This is a genomic window from Humibacter ginsenosidimutans, assembly GCF_007859675.1.
Classification (GTDB): Bacteria; Actinomycetota; Actinomycetes; order Actinomycetales; family Microbacteriaceae; genus Humibacter; species Humibacter ginsenosidimutans.
The window spans coordinates 2,344,343-2,363,276 of record NZ_CP042305.1 but is presented as its reverse complement, the minus strand read 5'-3'; the positions used below and the strand labels follow the sequence as shown (position 1 = coordinate 2,363,276).

Annotated in this window: 14 protein-coding genes; 8 read left to right on the top strand and 6 right to left on the bottom strand. The window is 69.0% G+C overall.

Annotated elements, in window-relative coordinates:
- Nucleotides 1-157: 157 nt before the first annotated feature.
- Together FPZ11_RS10850 and FPZ11_RS10845 are read right to left on the bottom strand one after the other, a co-directional pair.
- On the bottom strand, nucleotides 158-3,937 hold the full coding sequence (locus FPZ11_RS10850) for a pectate lyase-like domain-containing protein (RefSeq protein WP_210415845.1): 3,780 nt from the start codon (nucleotides 3,935-3,937) through the stop codon (nucleotides 158-160).
- Between the two features lie 243 nt (nucleotides 3,938-4,180).
- On the bottom strand, nucleotides 4,181-4,891 hold the full coding sequence (locus tag FPZ11_RS10845) for a TetR/AcrR family transcriptional regulator (protein WP_210415844.1): 711 nt from the start codon (nucleotides 4,889-4,891) through the stop codon (nucleotides 4,181-4,183).
- A 201-nt stretch (nucleotides 4,892-5,092) separates the two neighbouring features.
- Here FPZ11_RS10845 and FPZ11_RS10840 point away from each other — a divergent pair, with 201 nt between their 5' ends.
- The 4 genes from FPZ11_RS10840 to FPZ11_RS10825 all read left to right on the top strand — a co-directional run bounded on the left by FPZ11_RS10840 (nucleotide 5,093) and on the right by FPZ11_RS10825 (nucleotide 11,649).
- Nucleotides 5,093-7,636, top strand: a complete 2,544-nt coding sequence (locus tag FPZ11_RS10840) for a beta-glucosidase family protein (RefSeq protein WP_210415843.1) — start codon at nucleotides 5,093-5,095, stop codon at nucleotides 7,634-7,636.
- A gap of 45 nt (nucleotides 7,637-7,681) precedes the next feature.
- Nucleotides 7,682-9,349, top strand: a complete 1,668-nt coding sequence (locus FPZ11_RS10835) for an ABC transporter substrate-binding protein (protein ID WP_246846204.1) — start codon at nucleotides 7,682-7,684, stop codon at nucleotides 9,347-9,349.
- A 225-nt stretch (nucleotides 9,350-9,574) separates the two neighbouring features.
- Nucleotides 9,575-10,672: an ABC transporter ATP-binding protein gene (locus FPZ11_RS10830; RefSeq protein ID WP_146320807.1), complete on the top strand. Its 1,098-nt coding sequence runs from the start codon at nucleotides 9,575-9,577 to the stop codon at nucleotides 10,670-10,672.
- Nucleotides 10,669-11,649 carry an ABC transporter permease gene (locus FPZ11_RS10825; RefSeq protein ID WP_146320805.1) on the top strand — a complete coding sequence of 327 codons (981 nt, stop codon included), beginning with the start codon at nucleotides 10,669-10,671 and terminating at the stop codon, nucleotides 11,647-11,649. Before FPZ11_RS10830 ends, FPZ11_RS10825 begins: the two co-directional genes overlap by 4 nt.
- Here FPZ11_RS10825 and FPZ11_RS19850 read toward each other — a convergent pair.
- Entirely contained in the window at nucleotides 11,637-11,822 is a 186-nt protein-coding gene (locus FPZ11_RS19850; RefSeq protein ID WP_246846203.1) for a hypothetical protein, read from the bottom strand. The two genes, FPZ11_RS10825 and FPZ11_RS19850, sit on opposite strands and share 13 nt — an antisense overlap.
- A 275-nt stretch (nucleotides 11,823-12,097) precedes the next feature.
- On the opposite strand from FPZ11_RS19850, the gene FPZ11_RS19840 reads away from it, so the two are divergent.
- The 3 genes from FPZ11_RS19840 to FPZ11_RS10810 all read left to right on the top strand — a co-directional run bounded on the left by FPZ11_RS19840 (nucleotide 12,098) and on the right by FPZ11_RS10810 (nucleotide 14,387).
- Entirely contained in the window at nucleotides 12,098-12,733 is a 636-nt protein-coding gene (locus FPZ11_RS19840) for an ABC transporter permease (protein ID WP_246846202.1), read from the top strand.
- Nucleotides 12,730-13,854, top strand: a complete 1,125-nt coding sequence (locus FPZ11_RS10815) for an ABC transporter ATP-binding protein (RefSeq protein WP_146320803.1) — start codon at nucleotides 12,730-12,732, stop codon at nucleotides 13,852-13,854. Before FPZ11_RS19840 ends, FPZ11_RS10815 begins: the two co-directional genes overlap by 4 nt.
- A 176-nt stretch (nucleotides 13,855-14,030) precedes the next feature.
- Nucleotides 14,031-14,387, top strand: coding sequence for a YciI family protein (locus FPZ11_RS10810; RefSeq protein WP_246846201.1), 357 nt, complete (start codon nucleotides 14,031-14,033; stop codon nucleotides 14,385-14,387).
- Nucleotides 14,388-14,439: 52 nt separating this feature from the next.
- Here FPZ11_RS10810 and FPZ11_RS10805 read toward each other — a convergent pair whose 3' ends face one another.
- The gene (locus tag FPZ11_RS10805) at nucleotides 14,440-14,922 is read right to left on the bottom strand and encodes a MarR family winged helix-turn-helix transcriptional regulator (protein ID WP_146320801.1); all 483 of its coding nucleotides are present in this window, start codon (nucleotides 14,920-14,922) and stop codon (nucleotides 14,440-14,442) included.
- 29 nt (nucleotides 14,923-14,951) lie between these two features.
- Nucleotides 14,952-16,814 carry an MFS transporter gene (locus FPZ11_RS10800; RefSeq protein WP_246846200.1) on the bottom strand — a complete coding sequence of 621 codons (1,863 nt, stop codon included), beginning with the start codon at nucleotides 16,812-16,814 and terminating at the stop codon, nucleotides 14,952-14,954.
- A gap of 414 nt (nucleotides 16,815-17,228) precedes the next feature.
- Here FPZ11_RS10800 and FPZ11_RS10795 point away from each other — a divergent pair, with 414 nt between their 5' ends.
- A complete protein-coding gene (locus FPZ11_RS10795) occupies nucleotides 17,229-18,131 on the top strand; it encodes an NADP-dependent oxidoreductase (RefSeq protein WP_146320799.1) in 903 nt (300 codons plus the stop codon).
- 36 nt (nucleotides 18,132-18,167) lie between these two features.
- Here the strand turns inward: FPZ11_RS10795 and FPZ11_RS10790 are convergent, their stop codons facing one another.
- Complete coding sequence (locus tag FPZ11_RS10790) at nucleotides 18,168-18,854, bottom strand: SDR family oxidoreductase (RefSeq protein WP_146320797.1); 687 nt, start codon at nucleotides 18,852-18,854, stop codon at nucleotides 18,168-18,170.
- Nucleotides 18,855-18,934: the final 80 nt, after the last annotated feature.

The following is an 18,934-nucleotide window of genomic DNA, read 5'->3' as shown; positions in this document are numbered from 1 at the left end:
AATCCACGAACCTGGTCATCAGCTCATCGAGGAGCCGCTCGGCGGCGATCCCGCCGTCGGCGCGCGGCTCGCGCGTGCCTTGGGCGCGTCAGATGCCGAACGAAGCGGCCGCCCCGCGAGTGCGAGGCGGCCGCCTCGTCGTCTGAGCCGAAGGCCGTTACGCCCGGCGCCTGCGCAGCAGGATCGCCGCCGCTCCGAGCAGCAGGAGCAGCACGGTGACGATCAGCGGCATGGCGAGGTCGCTGCCCGTCGAGGCGAGCCCCGACGTCGAATCGCCTGTCGCCGTGCCCGAGGTCGTACCGGTCGCGGCAGCCGTGACCGTGAGCGGTGCGGATGCCACCACGTTGCCGTCGGCGTCGACCAGCTGCACGACGTGCGATCCGGCATCCGTGCCGGCCGGTACGACGAAGGCCGTCGAGACCGCTCCGCCCGTGGCCTTCGCGGCCCCGACGGTGGCGGGCGTGGAGTGCAGCACGAGCGAGTATGCGCCGTCCGGCACGAACGAACCGGTGAGGTTCACGGTGCTGCCCGGTCGCACCGAGCCGGCGGGGCTCAGCACGATCGCGGGCGCGACGTCGATCGACGCGTCCTTCGACACATTGCCCGCCGCGTCGGTCGCCCGGTAGGCGACCGTGTGCGTGCCGGTCAGGGCGACCGGTGCCGAGTAGGGCTGCCAGGCTCCGCCGTCGACGGCGTACTCGATGCCCGCCACCCCCGAGCCGCTGTCACCCGCGGTGAGCTGCACCGTGGAGTTCTCGGCGTCACGCGACGCGGACACCGTCGGCGCGGTGCCGTCGACCTTGCCGGTCCAGCTCGCGACGGCTTCGACATCACCGTCGGCATCCTTCGCGGTCACGGTCACCGTGTGGTCGCCGTCGCCGAGGGTCAGCGCCCCGGTCACCGGAGTCGCGTCAGCGCCGTCGACGCTCGCGGTCAGCGCGGCCGAGTCGTCGCCTGTGACGCCGACGGTCAGCGACACCGGACCCCGGTACCACCCGGATGCCGCCGGAGCCGCAGGCGACGTCGCGAACGTGATCGCCGTGGCCGGCGTGCCCGCCGCCGGGTAGTCCACGATGTATGCCGTCGACCCGGTCGGCGAAGTGGCTGACACGGTGTCGCCCGTGCTGTTCACCCCGTGCTGGATGCCGCCGCCCCCGTTCAGGAACTGCGTCACCACGTGATGGAACGTCACGTTCGGGTTCACCGGCGCCTGGATCGCCGAGGCGGCGAACACGTTCTGGTCGACGCCGTCCTTCTCGCGCGTGGGGTCGAAGAACGAGTAGATGCCGAGGCCGTATGCGTCGTGGCTCGTCACCGTGTCCGCCACCTGGTAGGAGGCGTAGCCGTCGCGAGTGCCGTCCATCCAGTCCGCCTGGGTCGGCGGGTCGTACGGCAGCTCGCTCTGGTAGAACACGGTCGTTCCGTCGTTGCCGTTCCACACGACCTGGGCCTGCTGGTAGTGCTCGACGAACAGGCCCGTGGCTGTCACGTGGTCGCCGTTGACGACCAGGCCGTGTTCGGCGGTGTTCGTCGTCCAGCCGACGCCGGTGCCGTGGTCGGCGCGCCACGACCAGATGTCGTCGAGCAGCACGTTGTCGCTGTTCACGACGATGGCCGTCTTCACGCTGCCCGCGTGCGCGCCTCCGATGCGCACGAACACGTCGCTGAGCGTTGTGGGGTCGGCGGGGTCGGATGCCGTGGCATCCTTCGGTCCGACCTGAATGAGCACGTCACTCGTCGTCGCGCCGGCGTCGATCGTGACGCCGGTGACCTTCACGCCCTTGACGTCGCCGATCTCGATGGCGGCGTTGCCGTTCGTGGGCGACAGCGTCGCCTCGCCCTGGCCCAGGATCACCGTGTCGGCGCGCGTCACCTTCAGCGATTCGCTGAGGTCGTAGACGCCGGGCGTGATGATGAGGTTCTTGCCCGCTGCCAGCTGCGCGTTGATCGTCTGGGCCGAGTCGCTCGGCTTCGCGATGAAGAACGAGCCGATCGGCAGCGACGTGCCTGCCGAGGCATCCGTCGACCAGTCGACGCCGGAGGCGTTCTGCCTGGCGTTCGGCACGAACACCCTGTACTCGCCGCCGTCCACGTAGAGGAACGGAGCCTCACGGCTCTCGGGTGTCGTGCTCAGGGTCGTGTACGCGGGGCTCGGGTACGTCGTGTCGCTCGGTGCGCCCGTCACGCCGGAGAACACCTGGTTCCACACGGCGCTGCTCCAGCTGCCGATCTCGCTGTCGCGTGTGTACCACTGCTGTTGGGAACCGTTCACCACCTGACCGGCGACCTTCGAGTCGGCGAGATAGCCGCCGGAGGCGTAGGCGCCGAAGCGGCCGAAGAGCGTGAGGTTTCCGGTGATGTCGACACGACGCAGCGGGGATGCCTGCGACACGGCCCAGCGCATCGTGTTCTGGTCGGTGACGCCCTCCGGGTACTGCCGCGACGCGTCATCGCCGACCGGCTGCTGGATCGGGTTGATCTTCACGTTGCTCAAGCTCCGCCAGAAGTTGTCCAGCGAGCCGGGGCTCTGTGCGGCCCACGGCTGGGTGGGGTCGGACTGCACGGGCTCGACGTGCAGAGCGCCGTTGATCGTCACGTCGTCGGGCGATGCGCCGAGGCCCGCCACCGACTCGTAGAATCCGACATCGGCGTTGATGATGTTCGTCGCCGTGGTGTTGTCGGTGTCGGTGCCGCAGCCGTAGGTGCCTGGCAGGAAGTACACCTGGTGCCGGTTCGTGGAGAACTCGTCTTCGTTCGAGACCGCGGCCAGCTTCGCGTTGATCTGCGCGTTCGTCATACTCGGGTCGAGGATGACCACGTTGTCGCCGAAGTCGGGGGCGGCGGGGGCGACGTAGCTGCCGTCCGGCTGGCATCCCGCGTTCAGCGTCGGGTCGTCGTTGCCGTCGGCTCCGGTCGAGAACACCTGGAACTCGTAGACGGAGTAGCCGTAGGTGGTGCCGCGCGCGGTGCCGTAGATGCGGATGAACCGTCCGCTGCCCGTCACGTCGAGGTTCTGCGTGCCACCTGTCGACGTGGTCGTGGAGTAGATGTCGGTCCAGTCGGTGCCGTTCTCAGAGGTCTGCACCTCGAAAGCGCTGGCGTATGCAGCCTCCCATGCGATCGAGACCCCGCAGATCGCCTGGCTCGAACCGAGGTCGACCTGCAGCCACTGCGGGTCGCTGGCAGCGCTCGACCAGCGGGTCGTGGCGTTGCCGTCGACGGCAGCGGATGCCGCGTTCGCGTCGCTCTGCACGCTCGACGCCTTCGCCGGCTGGTTGAGCGCGATGTTCGTGGTCGGGCAGGTCGCGTCGCCGCCGGCTCCGCCCGCCCCGCGGGTTCCGCCCGTGTCACCCGGATCGCCGGCGTTGCCGCCGGTTCCGCCGTCACCGTCCGGACCCCACACCTGGAACTCCCAGAGCGACGGGCCGTACGACCCGTCTCCGCGCGCCGTCATCAGCACCCGCACGTAGCGTCCGTGGCCGGTGCCCGTGAGCGTCTGCGTGCCCTGGCTGCCCGACCAGCTGATGCCCGAGGCATCCGTGACCGTGTCGATGGTCGTCCAGTTCGAGGCGTCGTCGGAGGTCTGCACCGTGTAGGCGCTGGCGTCGGCCGTCTCCCACACGAGCGTCACCGAGCCGATGTCGGCAGACGACCCCAGGTCGACCTGCAGCCACTCCGGGTGGTCGGCGTCCACCGTCGTGTCGGTGCCCCAGTCGGCCTCCCACCTGGTGCCGAGGTCGCCGTCGACGGCCTTGTCGGCGGTGTTGCCGCCGTTCGACGACGAGGCGGTGGCGGTCTTGCCCTGCGAGAGCGGGGCATCCGCAGCGTTGGCGGGAAGGCTGCCGATCAGGCTGAGTCCGGCGAGCGTCAGAGCCGCGGTCGTGAGAAGGGTCACCACCTTCGTCGATCGGCGTGGACGCATGACGGATCTGATCACGGTGCTCTCCTTCGAACAGCAGGCGGAACGTGCGCGACGACGAGTCGGCGCGCTCGGCGCGCGTGGGTCGGACCCCCGAGGACTCCGGGTCGACAAGACAGTCGAAGTGCGCGCTCGATGCGCCTGGAACTCACTTCTGCCACGGCGTGATGAAAGTGTGTCGGCTCAGCGCTCGGGTGTCAAGGATGAACGTCGCGACCGGTCACGGAGCAGGCGGAGTCCGACTGTCGGGCAGGCGGCCGCTCACTGCTCCACGGCCGGCGAAGAGCTCTGCTCCTCCAGCGCGGCCTCTGCACGCTCTCTGGCGCTGGGCGCCGCATGGCCGGATGCCAGTCGGTCGACGATCTCGTTCATCACGAGCTCGACGGTGCCGGGCATGTCGACGGCATCCGGATCGAGCAGCCACTGTACCTGCATCCCGTCCATCACCGCGATGATCGCGCTCGCCGCGTCGTTCAGGTCCTTCTCCGACGGGCCGTCGCCGACCACGTCGCGGATGACGCCGATCAGCTTCTCGCGCAGGCCTGCCATGCGGCCGCGAAAGTACTCCTGGGCCGGATGGCCGTCGGTCACCGACTCGGCCGACAGCACAGCGTAGGTCTGCACGACGCCGCGCTGGTGCGTGTTCGTGTCGACGGTGTCGAGCAGGTGCGAGAGGAACGCGGGGCCGGTCACCTGCGGCCTGCCCGCCACCCCGTCGACGGCCTCGCCGTCGCGGTAGCGCAGCACGGCCACCAGCAGTCCCTCCTTGCTGCCGAAGTGGTGGAGCACTCCGGCGTGCGTCATGCCGGCCTGCTGGGCCACCTCGACGAGAGCCCCCTTGTTGTAGCCGTGCGCGCCGAACACGCTCATGGCCGCCTTGAGCACGGCCTCCCTGCGCTCGAGCGTGCGCGCCTGCTGCTTCGAGAGCGGTTTGACCGCGTCGTCGCCGGGAGCGTCTTCGGAATGCGACACGGCGGATCCTTCCTGTCGGGCTCGGGTCACGGCGGTGCCCTGCTCGAGGCTCGAGCTCGGCCGTCGTCGGGGCGGCGCGCGAACGCGACGAAGCGTCGTCGCGTTACACAACCGTTATCCGTTTAACTTACTGACAAGTAAGTAACCGTGTCACTATGGCCTGCGACCCCCTCAACGACGAGCCTGTTTTGGAGTATAGGCGTGACCCTCACCCCCGCCCTCCCGGCCGAAGCCGACGCCCCCGCGCCGACCCCGGACGTCGCACGGCTGAGCCTCACCGACAAGGTGCGCCTGCTCACCGGAGCCACGACGTGGACGCTGCACGCCCTCGGCGAGATCGGCCTCCGATCCATCACGATGTCCGACGGCCCCATCGGCGTTCGCGGTGTCGATGAGGATGCCACGCCCTCCGCCCAGCTCCCCGCCCCGAGCGCCACCGCGGCGACGTGGGACCGCGATCTGCTCGGTCGGCTCGGCACGGTCATGGCCGGCGAGGCGAGGCGCAAGGGCGTCGACGTCATCCTCGCCCCCGTGGTCAACCTCCAGCGCAGCCCGGTCGGCGGTCGGCACTTCGAGTGTCTCTCGGAGGACCCCCTGCTCACCGCCGGCCTGGCTGTTCCCTTCATCGCGGCTATGCAGCGGGAGGGCATCGGAGCGTGCGTGAAGCACTTCGTGGGCAACGAGACCGAGACCGACCGCACCGAGTACCACTCCGTCATCGACGAGCGCACGCTGCGCGAGGTCTACCTGGCGCCGTTCGAAAGTGTCATTCGCGAGACCGGAGCGTGGTCGATCATGGCCGCGTACAACGAGATCGAGGTGCTCGGCGAGGATTCGCCCGCCACCGCCCACCGCACTCTTCTCACCGACCTGCTCAAGCGGGAGTGGGACTACGACGGCGTCGTGGTCAGCGACTGGCTGGCGACGAAGTCGGCCGTCGAGCCGGCGCTGGCCGGCCTCGACCTCGTGATGCCCGGCCCGGGCGGGCCGTGGGACGACGATCTGCTCGCGGCGGTCGAGCGCGGCGACGTTCCCGAGTCGGTGATCGACGAGAAGGTGGAACGCATCCTGCTGCTGGCCGAGCGGGTCGGCGCGCTCGGCACGCCGTTCGAGGTTCGCGAGGGCGACGGGGCGCGGGTGCGCGAGCGGGATGCGGGCATCCCGGAGCCCGACTCCGCCGCCGTGCGCGACCTTCTTCGTGAGGCAGCCGCCCGCTCGACGGTGGTGCTGCGCAACGAAGGGTTGCTGCCGCTCGACCCGTCGACCGTCGGCAGCATCGCGCTCATCGGCGCGAACGCGGTGAAGCCGTTCGTGCAGGGCGGCGGCAGCGCACACGTCGACGCGCCGCTGCTCTCCGACCCGCTCGAGGCGCTCGCCGCCGCGTTCCCCCGTGCCGTCGTCACCCGGCACCGCGGCGGCAGCACCTCGAGTGGCGCGCCGGAGGTGGAGGATGCCGCACTCATCGCACCCGACAGCGGGTGCGGCATCCTCGCCGAGGTGCTGGATGCTCGTGGCGCCGTGCTCGAGACCCGTGTTCTCGCGTCGGCCCAAGGCTCGGTGTGGCTGACCGGTCTGCCCGCCACCGCGGCATCCGTTCGCCTCACCACGGCCATCGCGCTCACCGCGCAGGGCGAGCACCTTGTGGAGATCGCTCCCGTGGGTGCGCACGACATCATGGTGGACGGCGAACGGGTGTCGCACTCCGACCACGTCGTCGGCGCCGAGGTGGTGCTCGACTCCTCGTACGCCAACCCGGAGGCCGTCACGCTGCGAGTGCAGGGCGGAGAGGATGCCGCAGCCCGCCTGCGCATCGAGCTTCAGGTCGTCGACGCGCGCGCCTTCGGCCGCTTCGCCCGTGCGCACCTGCGACACCTCGCCCCCGAGGCCGGCGCCGACGCGGAGATCGCGGAGGCCGTCGCGGCCGCCGCCGCGGCCGACGTCGCCGTGGTGATCGTCGGTACGAATCCCGAGACCGAGTCGGAGGGCTGGGACCGCCCGACACTCGACCTGCCCGGCAGGCAGAACGAGCTCGTGCGCCGCGTCGCCGAGGCCAACCCGCACACCGTCGTCGTCGTCAATGCCGGCGCACCCGTACTGCTGCCGTGGCTCGACGAGGTCGCGTCCGTGCTGTGGTGGTGGCTGCCCGGCCAGGAGGCCGGAACCTCGTTGGCCGACGTGCTCACGGGCACGACGGAGCCGAGCGGGCGGCTGCCGTGGACGCTGCCGGCGCACACTGCCGACGTTCCGGTGCCCGACGGCATCCCTGTCGACGGTCGCATCGTCTACGCAGAGGGCGTCGACGTCGGCCACCGCGGCTGGGACCGGCTCGGCCGCACGCCGGCCCGGGAGTTCGGCTTCGGGCTCGGCTACGCCTCGTGGGCGTATGAGGCCGTGAGCGCGGCATCCGCCGCAGACGGCTCCCTCGAGGTGGACGTCACCGTCACCAACACGAGCGAGCGGCAGGGCCGCGAGGTCGTGCAGCTCTACCTCGAGCCGGTCGAAGCGGATGCCGCGCGCCCGCTGCGCTGGCTCGCCGGCTTCGCGACGCTCGACGTCGCACCGGGGGCGCAGGGCACGGCGCGCATCACCGTGCCCCTCCGCTCCTTCCAGACCTGGGACACCGAGGCACACGCCTGGGCCACCCCGCACGGCACCTATCTGGTGCACGCCGGGCGCTCCAGTCGTGACCTGCGGGTCTCAGCCACCGTCACCGCACCACAGGTCGGAGACGGACCAACACCCTAACCAGCACCACCCTTGAACCCCCACCATGCAAGGAGGCATCAGGAAATGAAGATGAAGAAAGGGCTGATCGTCGCGGCTGTCGCGGCGGCCGCCGTAGGGCTCACGCTCTCCGGCTGCTCGAGCAGCTCCGGAGGAGACAGCGGCTCGGGAGCCGGCACCCACGCGCTCACGATCGGCATGCCGAACGGTTCGCAGACGAACAACTCGAACCCGTTCCTCAACACGTCGGCGGCTCGTTCGCTCGGGTACGCGTTCGCGATCTACGAGCCGCTCGCCGAGGTCAACGACACGCGTCCGGCGCAGAAGCCGACGCCGTGGCTCGCGAAGTCGTGGAAGTGGAACGCCGACTACACGCAGCTGACCATCACAGCGCGCAGCGGAGTCAAGTGGTCGGACGGCAAGCCGTTCACCGCCAAGGACATCGCGTACTCGCTTCAGCTGCGCAAGGACAACTCGGCGCTGAACACCGAGGGGCTGCCCTACGGCGACATCACCACCAGCGGCGACACCGTGACGGTGGACTTCACGACCGGCCAGTACGTCAACCAGATCAAGGTTCTTCAGCTCTTCATCGTGCCGGAGCACATCTGGAAGAACATCTCCGACCCGACGAAGGACGCCAACAAGAACCCGGTGGGCACCGGACCGTACGTGCTGAAGAGCTGGACGACTCAGGCCGTCACACTGGACGCCAACTCGAACTACTGGGGTGGCAAGGTCGCGGCGCCGGAGCTGCGGTACACCTCGTACAGCGGCAACGACGCGCTCACGACGGCGCTCGCCACGGGTGCTTCGCAGTGGGGCTGGACCTTCATCGCGGACTACCAGAACGTGTACATCGACAAGGACAAGGCGCACAACCAGGCGTTCTATCCCGCCGGTCTCGGCATCGACTACCTGGCGCTCAACACGCAGAAGGCGCCGTTCAACGACGTCGCCGTCCGGCAGGCGCTGAACACCGTCGTCGATCGTGCCAAGGAGAGCAAGGTCGCCGAGTCGGGCGTCTTCCCCGAGCTGAAGAACGTGACGGGCATCCCGACGCCTGCCGGTGACTCGTTCATCGCCGACGACTACAAGAGCCAGAACTACAAGGTCGACGTCACGGCGGCCAAGAAGATCCTGACGGATGCCGGCTACAAGTACAGCGGTTCGACGCTGATCGGCAAGGACGGCAAGCCGGTGACGTTCACGCTCACCGACCCGGCCGGCTGGAACGACTACGACTCCGGTCTGACGCTCATCGCGGCCTCGGCGAAGTCGATCGGCATCGACGCGAAGGTCGACACGCCGACAGCGGACACCTGGACCGATGCCCTCAACACGGGCGACTTCCAGGCCGCCCTGCACTGGACCAACGGCGGCGTGACTCCGTGGGAGATGTACTCCGACATGTTCGACCCCGGCTACTACGTGCCGCTCGGCAAGACCGCCGTCTGGAACTACGGTCGCTACCAGAACGACGACGCGAAGGCGTTGTTCAAGCAGTACACCGACGCCACCGACGATGCGGGTCGTGCCAAGGCCCTCGACGCCTTGCAGAAGATCTACGTCGAACAGGTGCCGACCATCGCGATGGATGCCCGTCCCGCCGGCGCCGAGTTCTCGTCGAAGTACTACACGGGCTGGCCGTCCGAGAGCAACGCGTACGCCAACCCGCAGCCGACCGCGCCGAACGTGGCGCTGATCCTCACCAAGCTGAAGGCCGTCGGCTGACCCAGGCTCCTGGGCGGGCGAAGCGCGTCGTGCACTCCGGTAAGAGGGCGATCACGCCCCACCGGCACCCTTCGACTCGCTGACCTCGCCCAGGGAGCTCGGGCGGTGAACCCGTCGGCCATGTCCCGACGGGTTCGCCGCCCGCCATTCCTTTCTTTCGCGAACCGCGCCGCACGCGCCGAGCCCCTGTGAGGGCTCGCTGCGTCGCGCGCGCAGAACCAGGTAATGATGAGCAACGACACCCACGACGTCGATCGTGGAGACAGGGCAGTGCTCGAGGCGGTGCATCTCACCAAGCACTTCCCGCTGCGCGGACTGCGCAACAAGGGGGTCGTGCACGCGGTCGACGACTTCAACCTCGCCCTCATCCCCGGCCATGTGGTCGCGCTGGTCGGCGAGTCCGGATCGGGCAAGTCGACAGTGGCGCGCCTGCTCGCCCGCCTCTACACGCAGACCAGCGGTGACGTGCTGCTGCACGGCGTTCCCGTGACGGCGAAGCACGGGCGCGCGTTCCGCGAGTACACGCGCAACGCGCAGATGATCTTCCAAGACCCGTTCGCCTCGCTCAACCCTGTGCACACCGTGCGCTACGTGCTCACCAGGGCCGTGCGCATCCAGACGCCGGGGCTGCGCGGGGCGAAGCTGGAGGCGCAGTTGCACGCCCTCCTGAACCGCGTGCAGTTGAACCCCGAGCGGTTCCTCGACAAGTTTCCGCATGAGCTCTCCGGCGGACAGCGACAGCGCGTGGTGATCGCCCGTGCGCTCGCCGCCGACCCCGAGGTGCTGCTGGCGGACGAGCCGATCTCGATGCTCGACGTCTCCATTCGCGTCGGCATCCTCAACCTTCTGCAAGACCTGCGCGATCGCGACGGCATCGCCGTTCTCTACATCACGCACGACATCGCCTCTGCACGGTACTTCGCCGACGAGACGAAGGTGATGTACGCCGGTCGCGTGGTCGAGACCGGCGACAGCGAGTCGGTCACTCAGCAGCCGGCGCATCCGTACACTCAGCTGCTCGTGCGTTCGGCGCCCGATCCGGAGAACCTCGCGAACCTCGACAAGACCGGCGCAAAGGGCGAGCCCCCGAACATGGTGAAGCCGCCGACGGGCTGCCGCTTCCGCACCCGCTGCCCCTTCGCGACGGCGATCTGCGAGACCACGCCTCCGATGCTCGAGATCGGCCAGAAGCGGCAGGTCGCCTGCTGGGGCTACGCCGACAAGGTCAAGGGTGCAACGGATGCCCTTGGTGCCGGCGCTCAGGTGCCCGACCTCGGCGACGATGCCGCTCCCGTTCTGCCGGTGAAGGAGGTCGCCGCGTGAGATATCTCGTTCGCCGCGTCATCTTCTACGCGATCACCGCGTGGGCGGCCATCACGATCAACTTCTTCATTCCGCGCATGATGCCCGGCAACCCGGTGCAGTCGCTCATCAACAAGTTCCAGGGCCAGCTCTCGACCAACGCGATCCACTCGCTGTACGTGCTGTTCGGGCTGGACAAGCACCAGAGTCTCTGGGAGCAGTACTGGTCGTACTGGGGCCAGCTGCTGCACGGTAACCTCGGCATCTCGTTCGCCTTCTTCCCCACCCCGGTGGGCGAGGTGATCGGGCAGGCGCTGCCGTGGACGATCGGCCTCGTCGGCATCTCGACGATCATCTCGTTCGTCATCGGAACGCTGTTCGGCACGTACATCGGCTGGCGGCGCGGAACGTGGGCCGACGGCATCCTTCCCGTCACGACCTTCTTCTCGTCGGTGCCGTACTTCTGGCTCGGGCTCATCTTCATCGCGGTGTTCGCGGTGCTGCTGCCGGTCTTCCCTGCGGGCGGAGGCTACGACGGTTCGCTCATCCCGGCGTTCAACCTCGAGTTCATCGGCTCGGTGCTGCAGCACGCGGCGTTGCCGGCGATCACGATCGTGCTGTCGTCGGTCGCCGGGTGGATCCTCTCCCAGCGCAACATGATGGTCACGGTCACGTCGGAGGACTACGTCACCGTCGCCCAGGCGAAGGGTCTCAAGGAGCGCACCGTGATGTTCGCCTACGCGGCGCGCAACGCGATCCTGCCGCAGATCTCCGGATTCGCGCTGTCGCTCGGCTTCGTGGTGTCCGGCACGCTCGTCATGGAGCTCGTGTTCTCGTACCCGGGCATCGGCTACCAGCTCTTCCAGGCGATCAACGCCCACGACTATCCCCTGATGCAGGGCATCTTCCTCGTCATCACCATCGCGGTCCTGGTCGCGAACATCATCGCCGACATGGTGTACGTGTTCCTCGACCCCCGCACCCGTCAGGAGGGCTGAGCCATGTCGAACGCTCCCGTCGTCAACGACGCGGCCGTCGCAGGCGTGGATGCCGCGGCGCAACCGACCCCGACCGCCACCTCGCACGCCGGCAGACGCCATCGCAGGCGCTTCGCGTCGTTGCGCAACGCCAAGTCCGTCACCGGCCTGGTCATCTTCGGCATCTTCGTCATACTCGCGATCATCGGGCCGCTCATCGCGCCCTACGATCCGAGCGCGATCACCGACGACCTGCTGCAGGCGCCCAGCGCGGCGCACTGGCTGGGCACCGACCACCTGGGACGGGACATCCTGTCGCAGATCCTGGTCGGCACCCAGGGCGTGATGCTGGTCGGCCTGCTCGCCGGTGCGCTCGCCACGGCGCTCTCCGTGCTGATCGGGGTGAGCGCCGGGTTCCTCGGCGGGATCGCCGACGAGATCCCTCTCCGCGCTGTCGAACATCTTCCTGGTGATCCCGGCGCTGCCGCTCATCGTCATCGTGGCGGGGGCGGTTCCGGATGCAGGAAACCTCCTCATCGCGTTCGTGCTGGCCGTCACGGGCTGGGCGTGGGGTGCCCGCATCCTGCGTGCCCAGACGCTGTCGCTGCGCGGCCGCGACTTCATCGAGGCGGCGCGTGCGAACGGCGAGTCCACGTGGCGCATCGTCTGGTTCGAGACGCTGCCCAACCTCACGGCGATCATCGCGTCGAGCTTCATCAGCACCATGACGTTCGCCGTGCTCACCCAGACCACGCTCGCGTTCATCGGTGTCACGTCGGTCACGGATTGGAGCTGGGGCACCGTGCTCTACTGGGCGCAGGCCAACGGTGCGCTGTCGCGCGGAGCCTGGTGGTGGTTCGTCCCCGCCGGCCTGCTCATCGCCGTGCTGGGCATGTCGCTCACGCTGATCAACTTCGGCATCGACGAGTTCGTGAACCCGAGGCTGCGTCTCGCGGGGTTGAGCGCGCGCAAGATGCGCAAGACGGGCATCCGTCCGCGCATCGGCTTCACCGCGATCGTGCGCGACGCGCCGCGGGGTCCCGCCGCGGGCACCGCGTCGCACGCCGCCCGCACCACCGCCACTGCTCAGGAGGTCACCCGATGACGATCGACACCCACGGCACGGCGGTGGATGCCGCCGGCTCCGCGCCCGACGCCGCCGCTGCATCCGCAGTGCGCACCGCCGGATCCGGCCGGCCCGTGCTCGAGATCAAGAACCTGTCCGTCGACTACGGCTACGGCGATGACCGGGTGCGCGCGCTGCGCAACGTGAGCCTCACGCTGCGCGAGGGCGAGGTGCTCGGCCTCGCCGGCGAGTCGGGCTGCGGCAAGTCCACGCTCGTGTACGGCGCGACCAGGCTTCTTCCGCCGCCCGGTCTCATCTCCAGCGGCGAGGTGCTCTACCACCCGGAGGGAGGGGGTGAGCCGGTGGACATCCTGCGCCAGTCGGAGCGCGAGCTGCGCGCAGGACGCTGGCAGGACACGGCGATCGTGTTCCAGGGGGCGATGAACTCGCTGAACCCCGTGCATCGCATCGGCCGCCAGATCACCGACGCGATCGCCGCGCACCGGCCGCGCACGAGCAAGGCGGAGCGGGATGCCCGTGCCCGCGAGCTGCTCGAGATGGTCGGCATCGATCCTGGTCGCATCTCCGCCTTCCCGCACCAGCTCTCCGGCGGCATGCGGCAGCGCGTGATGATCGCGATGGCGCTTGCGCTGGAGCCGCGCGTGCTCATCATGGACGAGCCGACCACGGCGCTCGATGTGGTCATGCAGCGGCAGATCGTGGAGCAGATCGTCGAGCTGCGCGAGCGGCTCGGCTTCTCCGTCATCTTCATCACGCACGACGTCTCGCTGTTGATCGAGATCGCCGATCGCATCGCCATCATGTACGCGGGCGACATCGTGGAGCAAGGTCCGGCTGCGCGGCTCTATCGTCAGCCGCGGCATCCCTACACCAAGGGTCTGCTGAGCTCGTTCCCCCCGCTGCGGGGACCGCGCCGCGAGATGACGGGCATCCCAGGGTCGCCGCCCGACCTGGTGAACCTGCCGACGGGATGCCCGTATCACCCGCGCTGTCCCCACGCCATGCCGGTCTGCAGTGAGAGGCTTCCTAGCCTGATCGAGCCGACCGCGATCGGCCCAGAGCCCGACCGCCTGGTCGCCTGCTGGCTCGACGAGGACCCGGCCGCCACCGTTCCACCGGAGCTCGCGCTCCGTCCCTGACGAGCGTGAGCCCGGCCTCGCGGGTGCATCCCGCGTGCACGATTCAGGCCTGATGGCGGCATGAAGGCCAGGGGCGACGACGTGACGGGCCTCCGGCCTGAATTGTGCACGCGGGATGCCGTGGGCCTGGTGTCGAAAACGGCAGACTTCGTTCGACGTCTCCGTGAACGACCGACGTGACCGACCCACTTGGAGGAACAATGCGCTACCTGATGATCGTGGCCACCGACCCGAACGCCGAGCCCTACAACGCCGACGAGGACAACATCGGCGAGTGGGGCGAATACGTCGGATCCAAGGGGATCTGGAAAGACGGCAGTCGTCTGCGTCCGGCGGAGGAGGCCAAGACCGTGCGTCTGCGCGAGGGCTCGCTGGGCGTCACCGACGGTCCGTTCATCGAGGGCAAGGAGATGATCGCGGGATTCGACATCCTCGAATGCTCCGACCTCGATGAGGCCGTCGAGGTCGCCGGCCGTCACCCGATGGCGCGTTTCGGGCAGATCGAGGTGCGCGCATTCTGGCCGTTCCAGTAGCGTCCGCCGTCCGTCGCGGCGGTGGAACGCCGGCGGCAGCAGCGCGGGACGACTACTCCGGCACGTGGACCGAGACGATCTCCAACGCGTCGAGCGCTGCGACGACCGATGCCAGCTCCCGCTCGTCGAGGCCGGCCAGCAGCACCGAGATGCGTTCGGCTCGTTCCTCGCGCGCGGTGAGCACGGCCGCGGCACCGGCGTCCGTCGCGCTCACGAGCGATGAGCGACCGTCGTCCGGATCGGACTGCCGCTCGACCAGCCCGTGCGACTCCAGCTCGGAGACGACGCGTGTGGCGCTCGGTGCGCCGATCGACTCGATGCGCGCGAGGTCGCCTGGCCGCAGCGGACCTTTGCGCAGGATGCTCGACAGCGCGGAGAGCTGCGCCTGCGTGAGCCCGGGCGCGACCGGGCGGATGCGCCGATTGATGCGGCCGATCACCACGGCGAGGCGGGCTGCCGTCTCCGTGGTGTCGTGCGTGGCCGCGGTGCCGCTCGTCTCGGTGACGCGGGGCGCATCGGGGGCTGTGCTGGGCATCCGTTCGATCCTAGGTGGGCAGGGTCCGGCTACTTCGGCCCGTCCGCCGAGCCGGGGTCCGAGGATCCCGTGACGGCAGCCGAGGGGGCGTCGGCTGCCGTCACGGCGGCGGGGGCGGATGCCGTGTGGGGGGTTGCATCGTGTGCCCCGCCGTGCTTGTGGGCGGTGTGCTGCACGCGCACGGGAGCGGTGTCGACGTGCACGTACTTCTTGCCTCGGCTGAAGGATGCGATCGCACCGATCAGCGACATGATGGCTGCTGCGATGAACACCACGACCAGACCGTCGTGGAACGGGCCCTGGATGAGCTCGGGGAAGAACTGCTTGCCGGTCAGCGTGGCGACGTCCGACGCCGGCAGCTTGTCGAGCACCCCGGTCGGGCCGAGCAGGCTCTGGATGGGGTTGTAGCCCAGGAACGCGGCGAACACGCTGCCCACCGGCGGCAACTCCGAGATCTTCTGCGCCGCGGCACTCGGCACGCCGTGAGAGGTGAGCCCGCCGTACAGGGCGGACGGCAGGGACGCCGCCAGACCGGAGATGAGCAGCGAGAAGAACAGTCCGATCGACAGCGAGGTGCCGGCGTTCTGCACGGTGCCCGCCATGCCGGATGCCGCGCCTCGCTGATTCGCGGGCACGCTGTTCATGATCGCGGTGCGGTTCGGTGCCCCGAACATGCCGGATCCGATGCCGGAGAGTCCTGTGATGAGTGCGAACTGCCAGTAGTCGAAGTTCACGGGGATGAGCAGCAGCAGCACGAACGTGACGGCCACGATGAGCAGGCCGAGCGTGGCGAACAGGCGGGCGCCGAACCTGTCGGAGAGCGTGCCGGAGAGCGGGCCCGCGATGAGGAACCCGATCGTGATCGGCAGCATGTAGATGCCGGCCCAGAGCGGAGTGTCGGCGTAGGCGTACCCGTGCAGCGGCAGCCAGATGCCCTGCAGCCAGATGATCAGCATGAACTGCAGGCCGCCTCGCCCGACCGACGCGAGCAGGCCGGCCAGGTTCGCCATCGCGAACGCCCGGATCTTGAACAGCCGCATGTTGAACATCGGCGCCTTCGCGCGCAGCTCGATCGCGATGAAGACCACGAGCAGCAGGGCGCCGCCGATGATGCCGCCGAGAACCCAGGGGTTGGTCCACCCTGTTGAGCTGTCGCCATAGGGCTGGATGCCGTAGGTGATCGCCGTGAGCAGCGCGGTCAGGCCGACGGCGAACGTGATGTTGCCTGGCCAGTCCAGCTTGCCGGGGTTCTTGGTGCCCACCTCCTTGAGGGAGATGTACGACCAGATGGTGCCGATGATGCCGATCGGCACGCTCACGAAGAACACCGCACGCCAGTCGACGACGGCGAGAAGACCGCCGACGATGAGGCCGATGAAGCTTCCGGCGATGGCGGCGACCTGGTTGATGCCGAGCGCCATGCCGCGGCGGTTGGCGGGGAAGGCATCCGTCAGAATCGCCGTCGAGTTGGCGAACAGCATGGCGCCGCCGACGCCCTGCACGAGCCGCCACACGATGAGCCACATCGCTCCCGGTCCGCCCGTGAAGGGATCGAACGCCAGCGCGATCGAGCCCACGGTGAAGACCACGAAGCCGAGGTTGTAGATGCGCACGCGGCCGAACATGTCGCCGAGTCGCCCGAACGTCACGACCAGCACGGCTGTGACGAGCATGTAGCCCATGAGCATCCAGAGCAGATAGCTCACGTTGCCCGTGCCGAGCGGGTTGAGCTTGATGCCCTTGAAGATGGCGGGCAGCGAGATGATCACGATCGACGAGTTGATGGTGGCCATCAGCATGCCGAGCGTGGTGTTGCTCAACGCCACCCACTTGTAGCGGGGGTGGTCCTTGGTGAAGAGGGCGCGAGAGGGCGGCGGTGTGGTGGCGGTCACAGAACTCCAGATGCGTTACGACAGAACTAGTTGCTTGCCGAGAAGCAAATATAGTCCGAAAGTTCGACGGGCGAACCTTCCGCCCTGCTCCCTGGGCGAGTGCAGCGAGTCGAAGGGCGAAGGCCACCGGGCAAGCGACCGCGATGTCGCGAACCGTCGTTCCGGCGGTACGGTTGTCGGTGAGGGAAAAACGCGGATCCGGGAGCGGATGCGTGGCGACACGTGGGCTGAGCGGTCCGCCACTTCGACGATGTCGAGGAGTGTGCGTTGACCGAGACGATTCTGCGGCCCCGTTCGACCCGGAATCGGCGAGTGCTTCGGCGGCGACGAACGCCCATGGCCCCTGCGGGAGTGCGGATCCTCTCTCGACGACCGTTCGGGAATGATCGCCGACGCAATGAAGGGAGTTCCACGATGAAGGCAGCACAGTTCAGTCGATTCGGCGGTCCGGAGGTGCTCGAGATCGTGAACCTGCCCGAGCCGCACGCCGGGCCGGGCGAGGTTCGCGTGCGCGTTCGGGCCGCGGGCGTGAATGCCAGCGACTGGAAGAAGCGCTCAGGGCAGATGGACGAGGGCCTCCCGCAGACGCTGGGCTATGAGGCGGCGGGCGTCGTGGACGAGATCGGCGACGGCGTCGAGGGCACGCGACTCGGTGACGCCGTGGTCGGGATGGGCGGGGGCGGGGCGGCTCAGGCCGAGTACGCCGTTCTCTCGACCTGGGTGCCGATCCCGGACTCGCTGGACTTCGTCGGCGCAGCGGCGCTGCCGTCGACCGTGGAGACTGCCGCACGCGCACTCGATCAGCTCGGCGTCGCCCGCGACGTCACGATTCTGATCAACGGTGCATCGGGGAGCATCGGCAGTGCAGCCGTGCAGTTCGCGGTCGCGCGCGGCGCGCGCGTCATCGGAACGGCCAGCCCGGCCACCCACGACTACCTCCGCAGCCTGGGCGCGGAGCCCGTCGCATACGGCGAGGGGATGGTCGAGCGTGTCCGTGCGATCGCACCGGAGGGCGTGGACAGCGCCCTGGATGTCGCCGGGAGCGGTGTCCTGCCGGAACTGATCGATCTCGCCGGCGGTGCCGAGAACGTGGTCACGATCGCCGACGTCGCCGGTGCCAGGCAGTACGGCGTGCACTTCAGCAGCGGCGGCGACGGCCGCGCCGACTACGCGATCGCGCTGGCGACGCGTCTGATCGACGAGGGTCGCTTCCGCATCCCGGTCGGCAAGACGTTCCCACTCGACGACATCGCAGAGGCGCATCGTGCGGGAGAGAGCAACGTCGTGCGGGGAAAGCTCGTCCTCACTGTCGGCTGACCCGCGGCACACCGCGGCAACAAGCTGCCTCAGCCACTACCTTCCCGGCCGCACCCGCACATCGGTCAGGTCCGCATCGCGCGGCAGGTCGAGCGCCGTCAGCACGGCCGTCACGACCGACTCCGGCCGAATCCACTCGTCGTCGGTGTAGTCGGCGCCTTCCTGCTCGTGCACCTTCTGCTGCATCGGCGTCGCGGTGCGACCGGGGAACACGCTCGTCACGCGCACGCCGGACGCCTGCTCCTCGGCGCGCAGCGCATCGGCGAGAGCGCGCAGCCCGAACTTGCTCGCTGCATACGCGCTCCACCGCGGCGACGCGGCGAGCCCGGCTCCCGAATTCACGAACACCACGCGACCGGACGCCGCGCGCAGCGCGGGCAGCGCCAGTCGCGTCAGCTCCGCCGGCGCCTCGAGGTTCACAGCGAGGGTCTGACGCCACAGCCGCGCTGACAGCTCCGCCACGGAGCCGAGGTCGACCACCCCGGCGACGTGCAGCAGCGAGTCGAGGCGGGCGGGCATCCTCTCGCCGATGGATGCCGCCAGCGACTCCGGCCGCTCCAGATCGCCCACCAGCGTGGTCGCTCCCGGATACCGTTCCGAGAGCTGCGCCGCACGGCCGTCGTTGCGGACCACGAGCACGAGATGGTCGCCGCGGTCGTGCAGGGCGCGTGCGAGGGCGGCGCCGATGCCCGAGGTGGCGCCGGTGAGCAGATGGGTGGACATGCATCCAGTCTGCCGCGCGTGCGGTCGTTGCGGACGTGCCCTCGTCGCTGAACGTCGAGGGTGCGCGTCGCACCATCCTC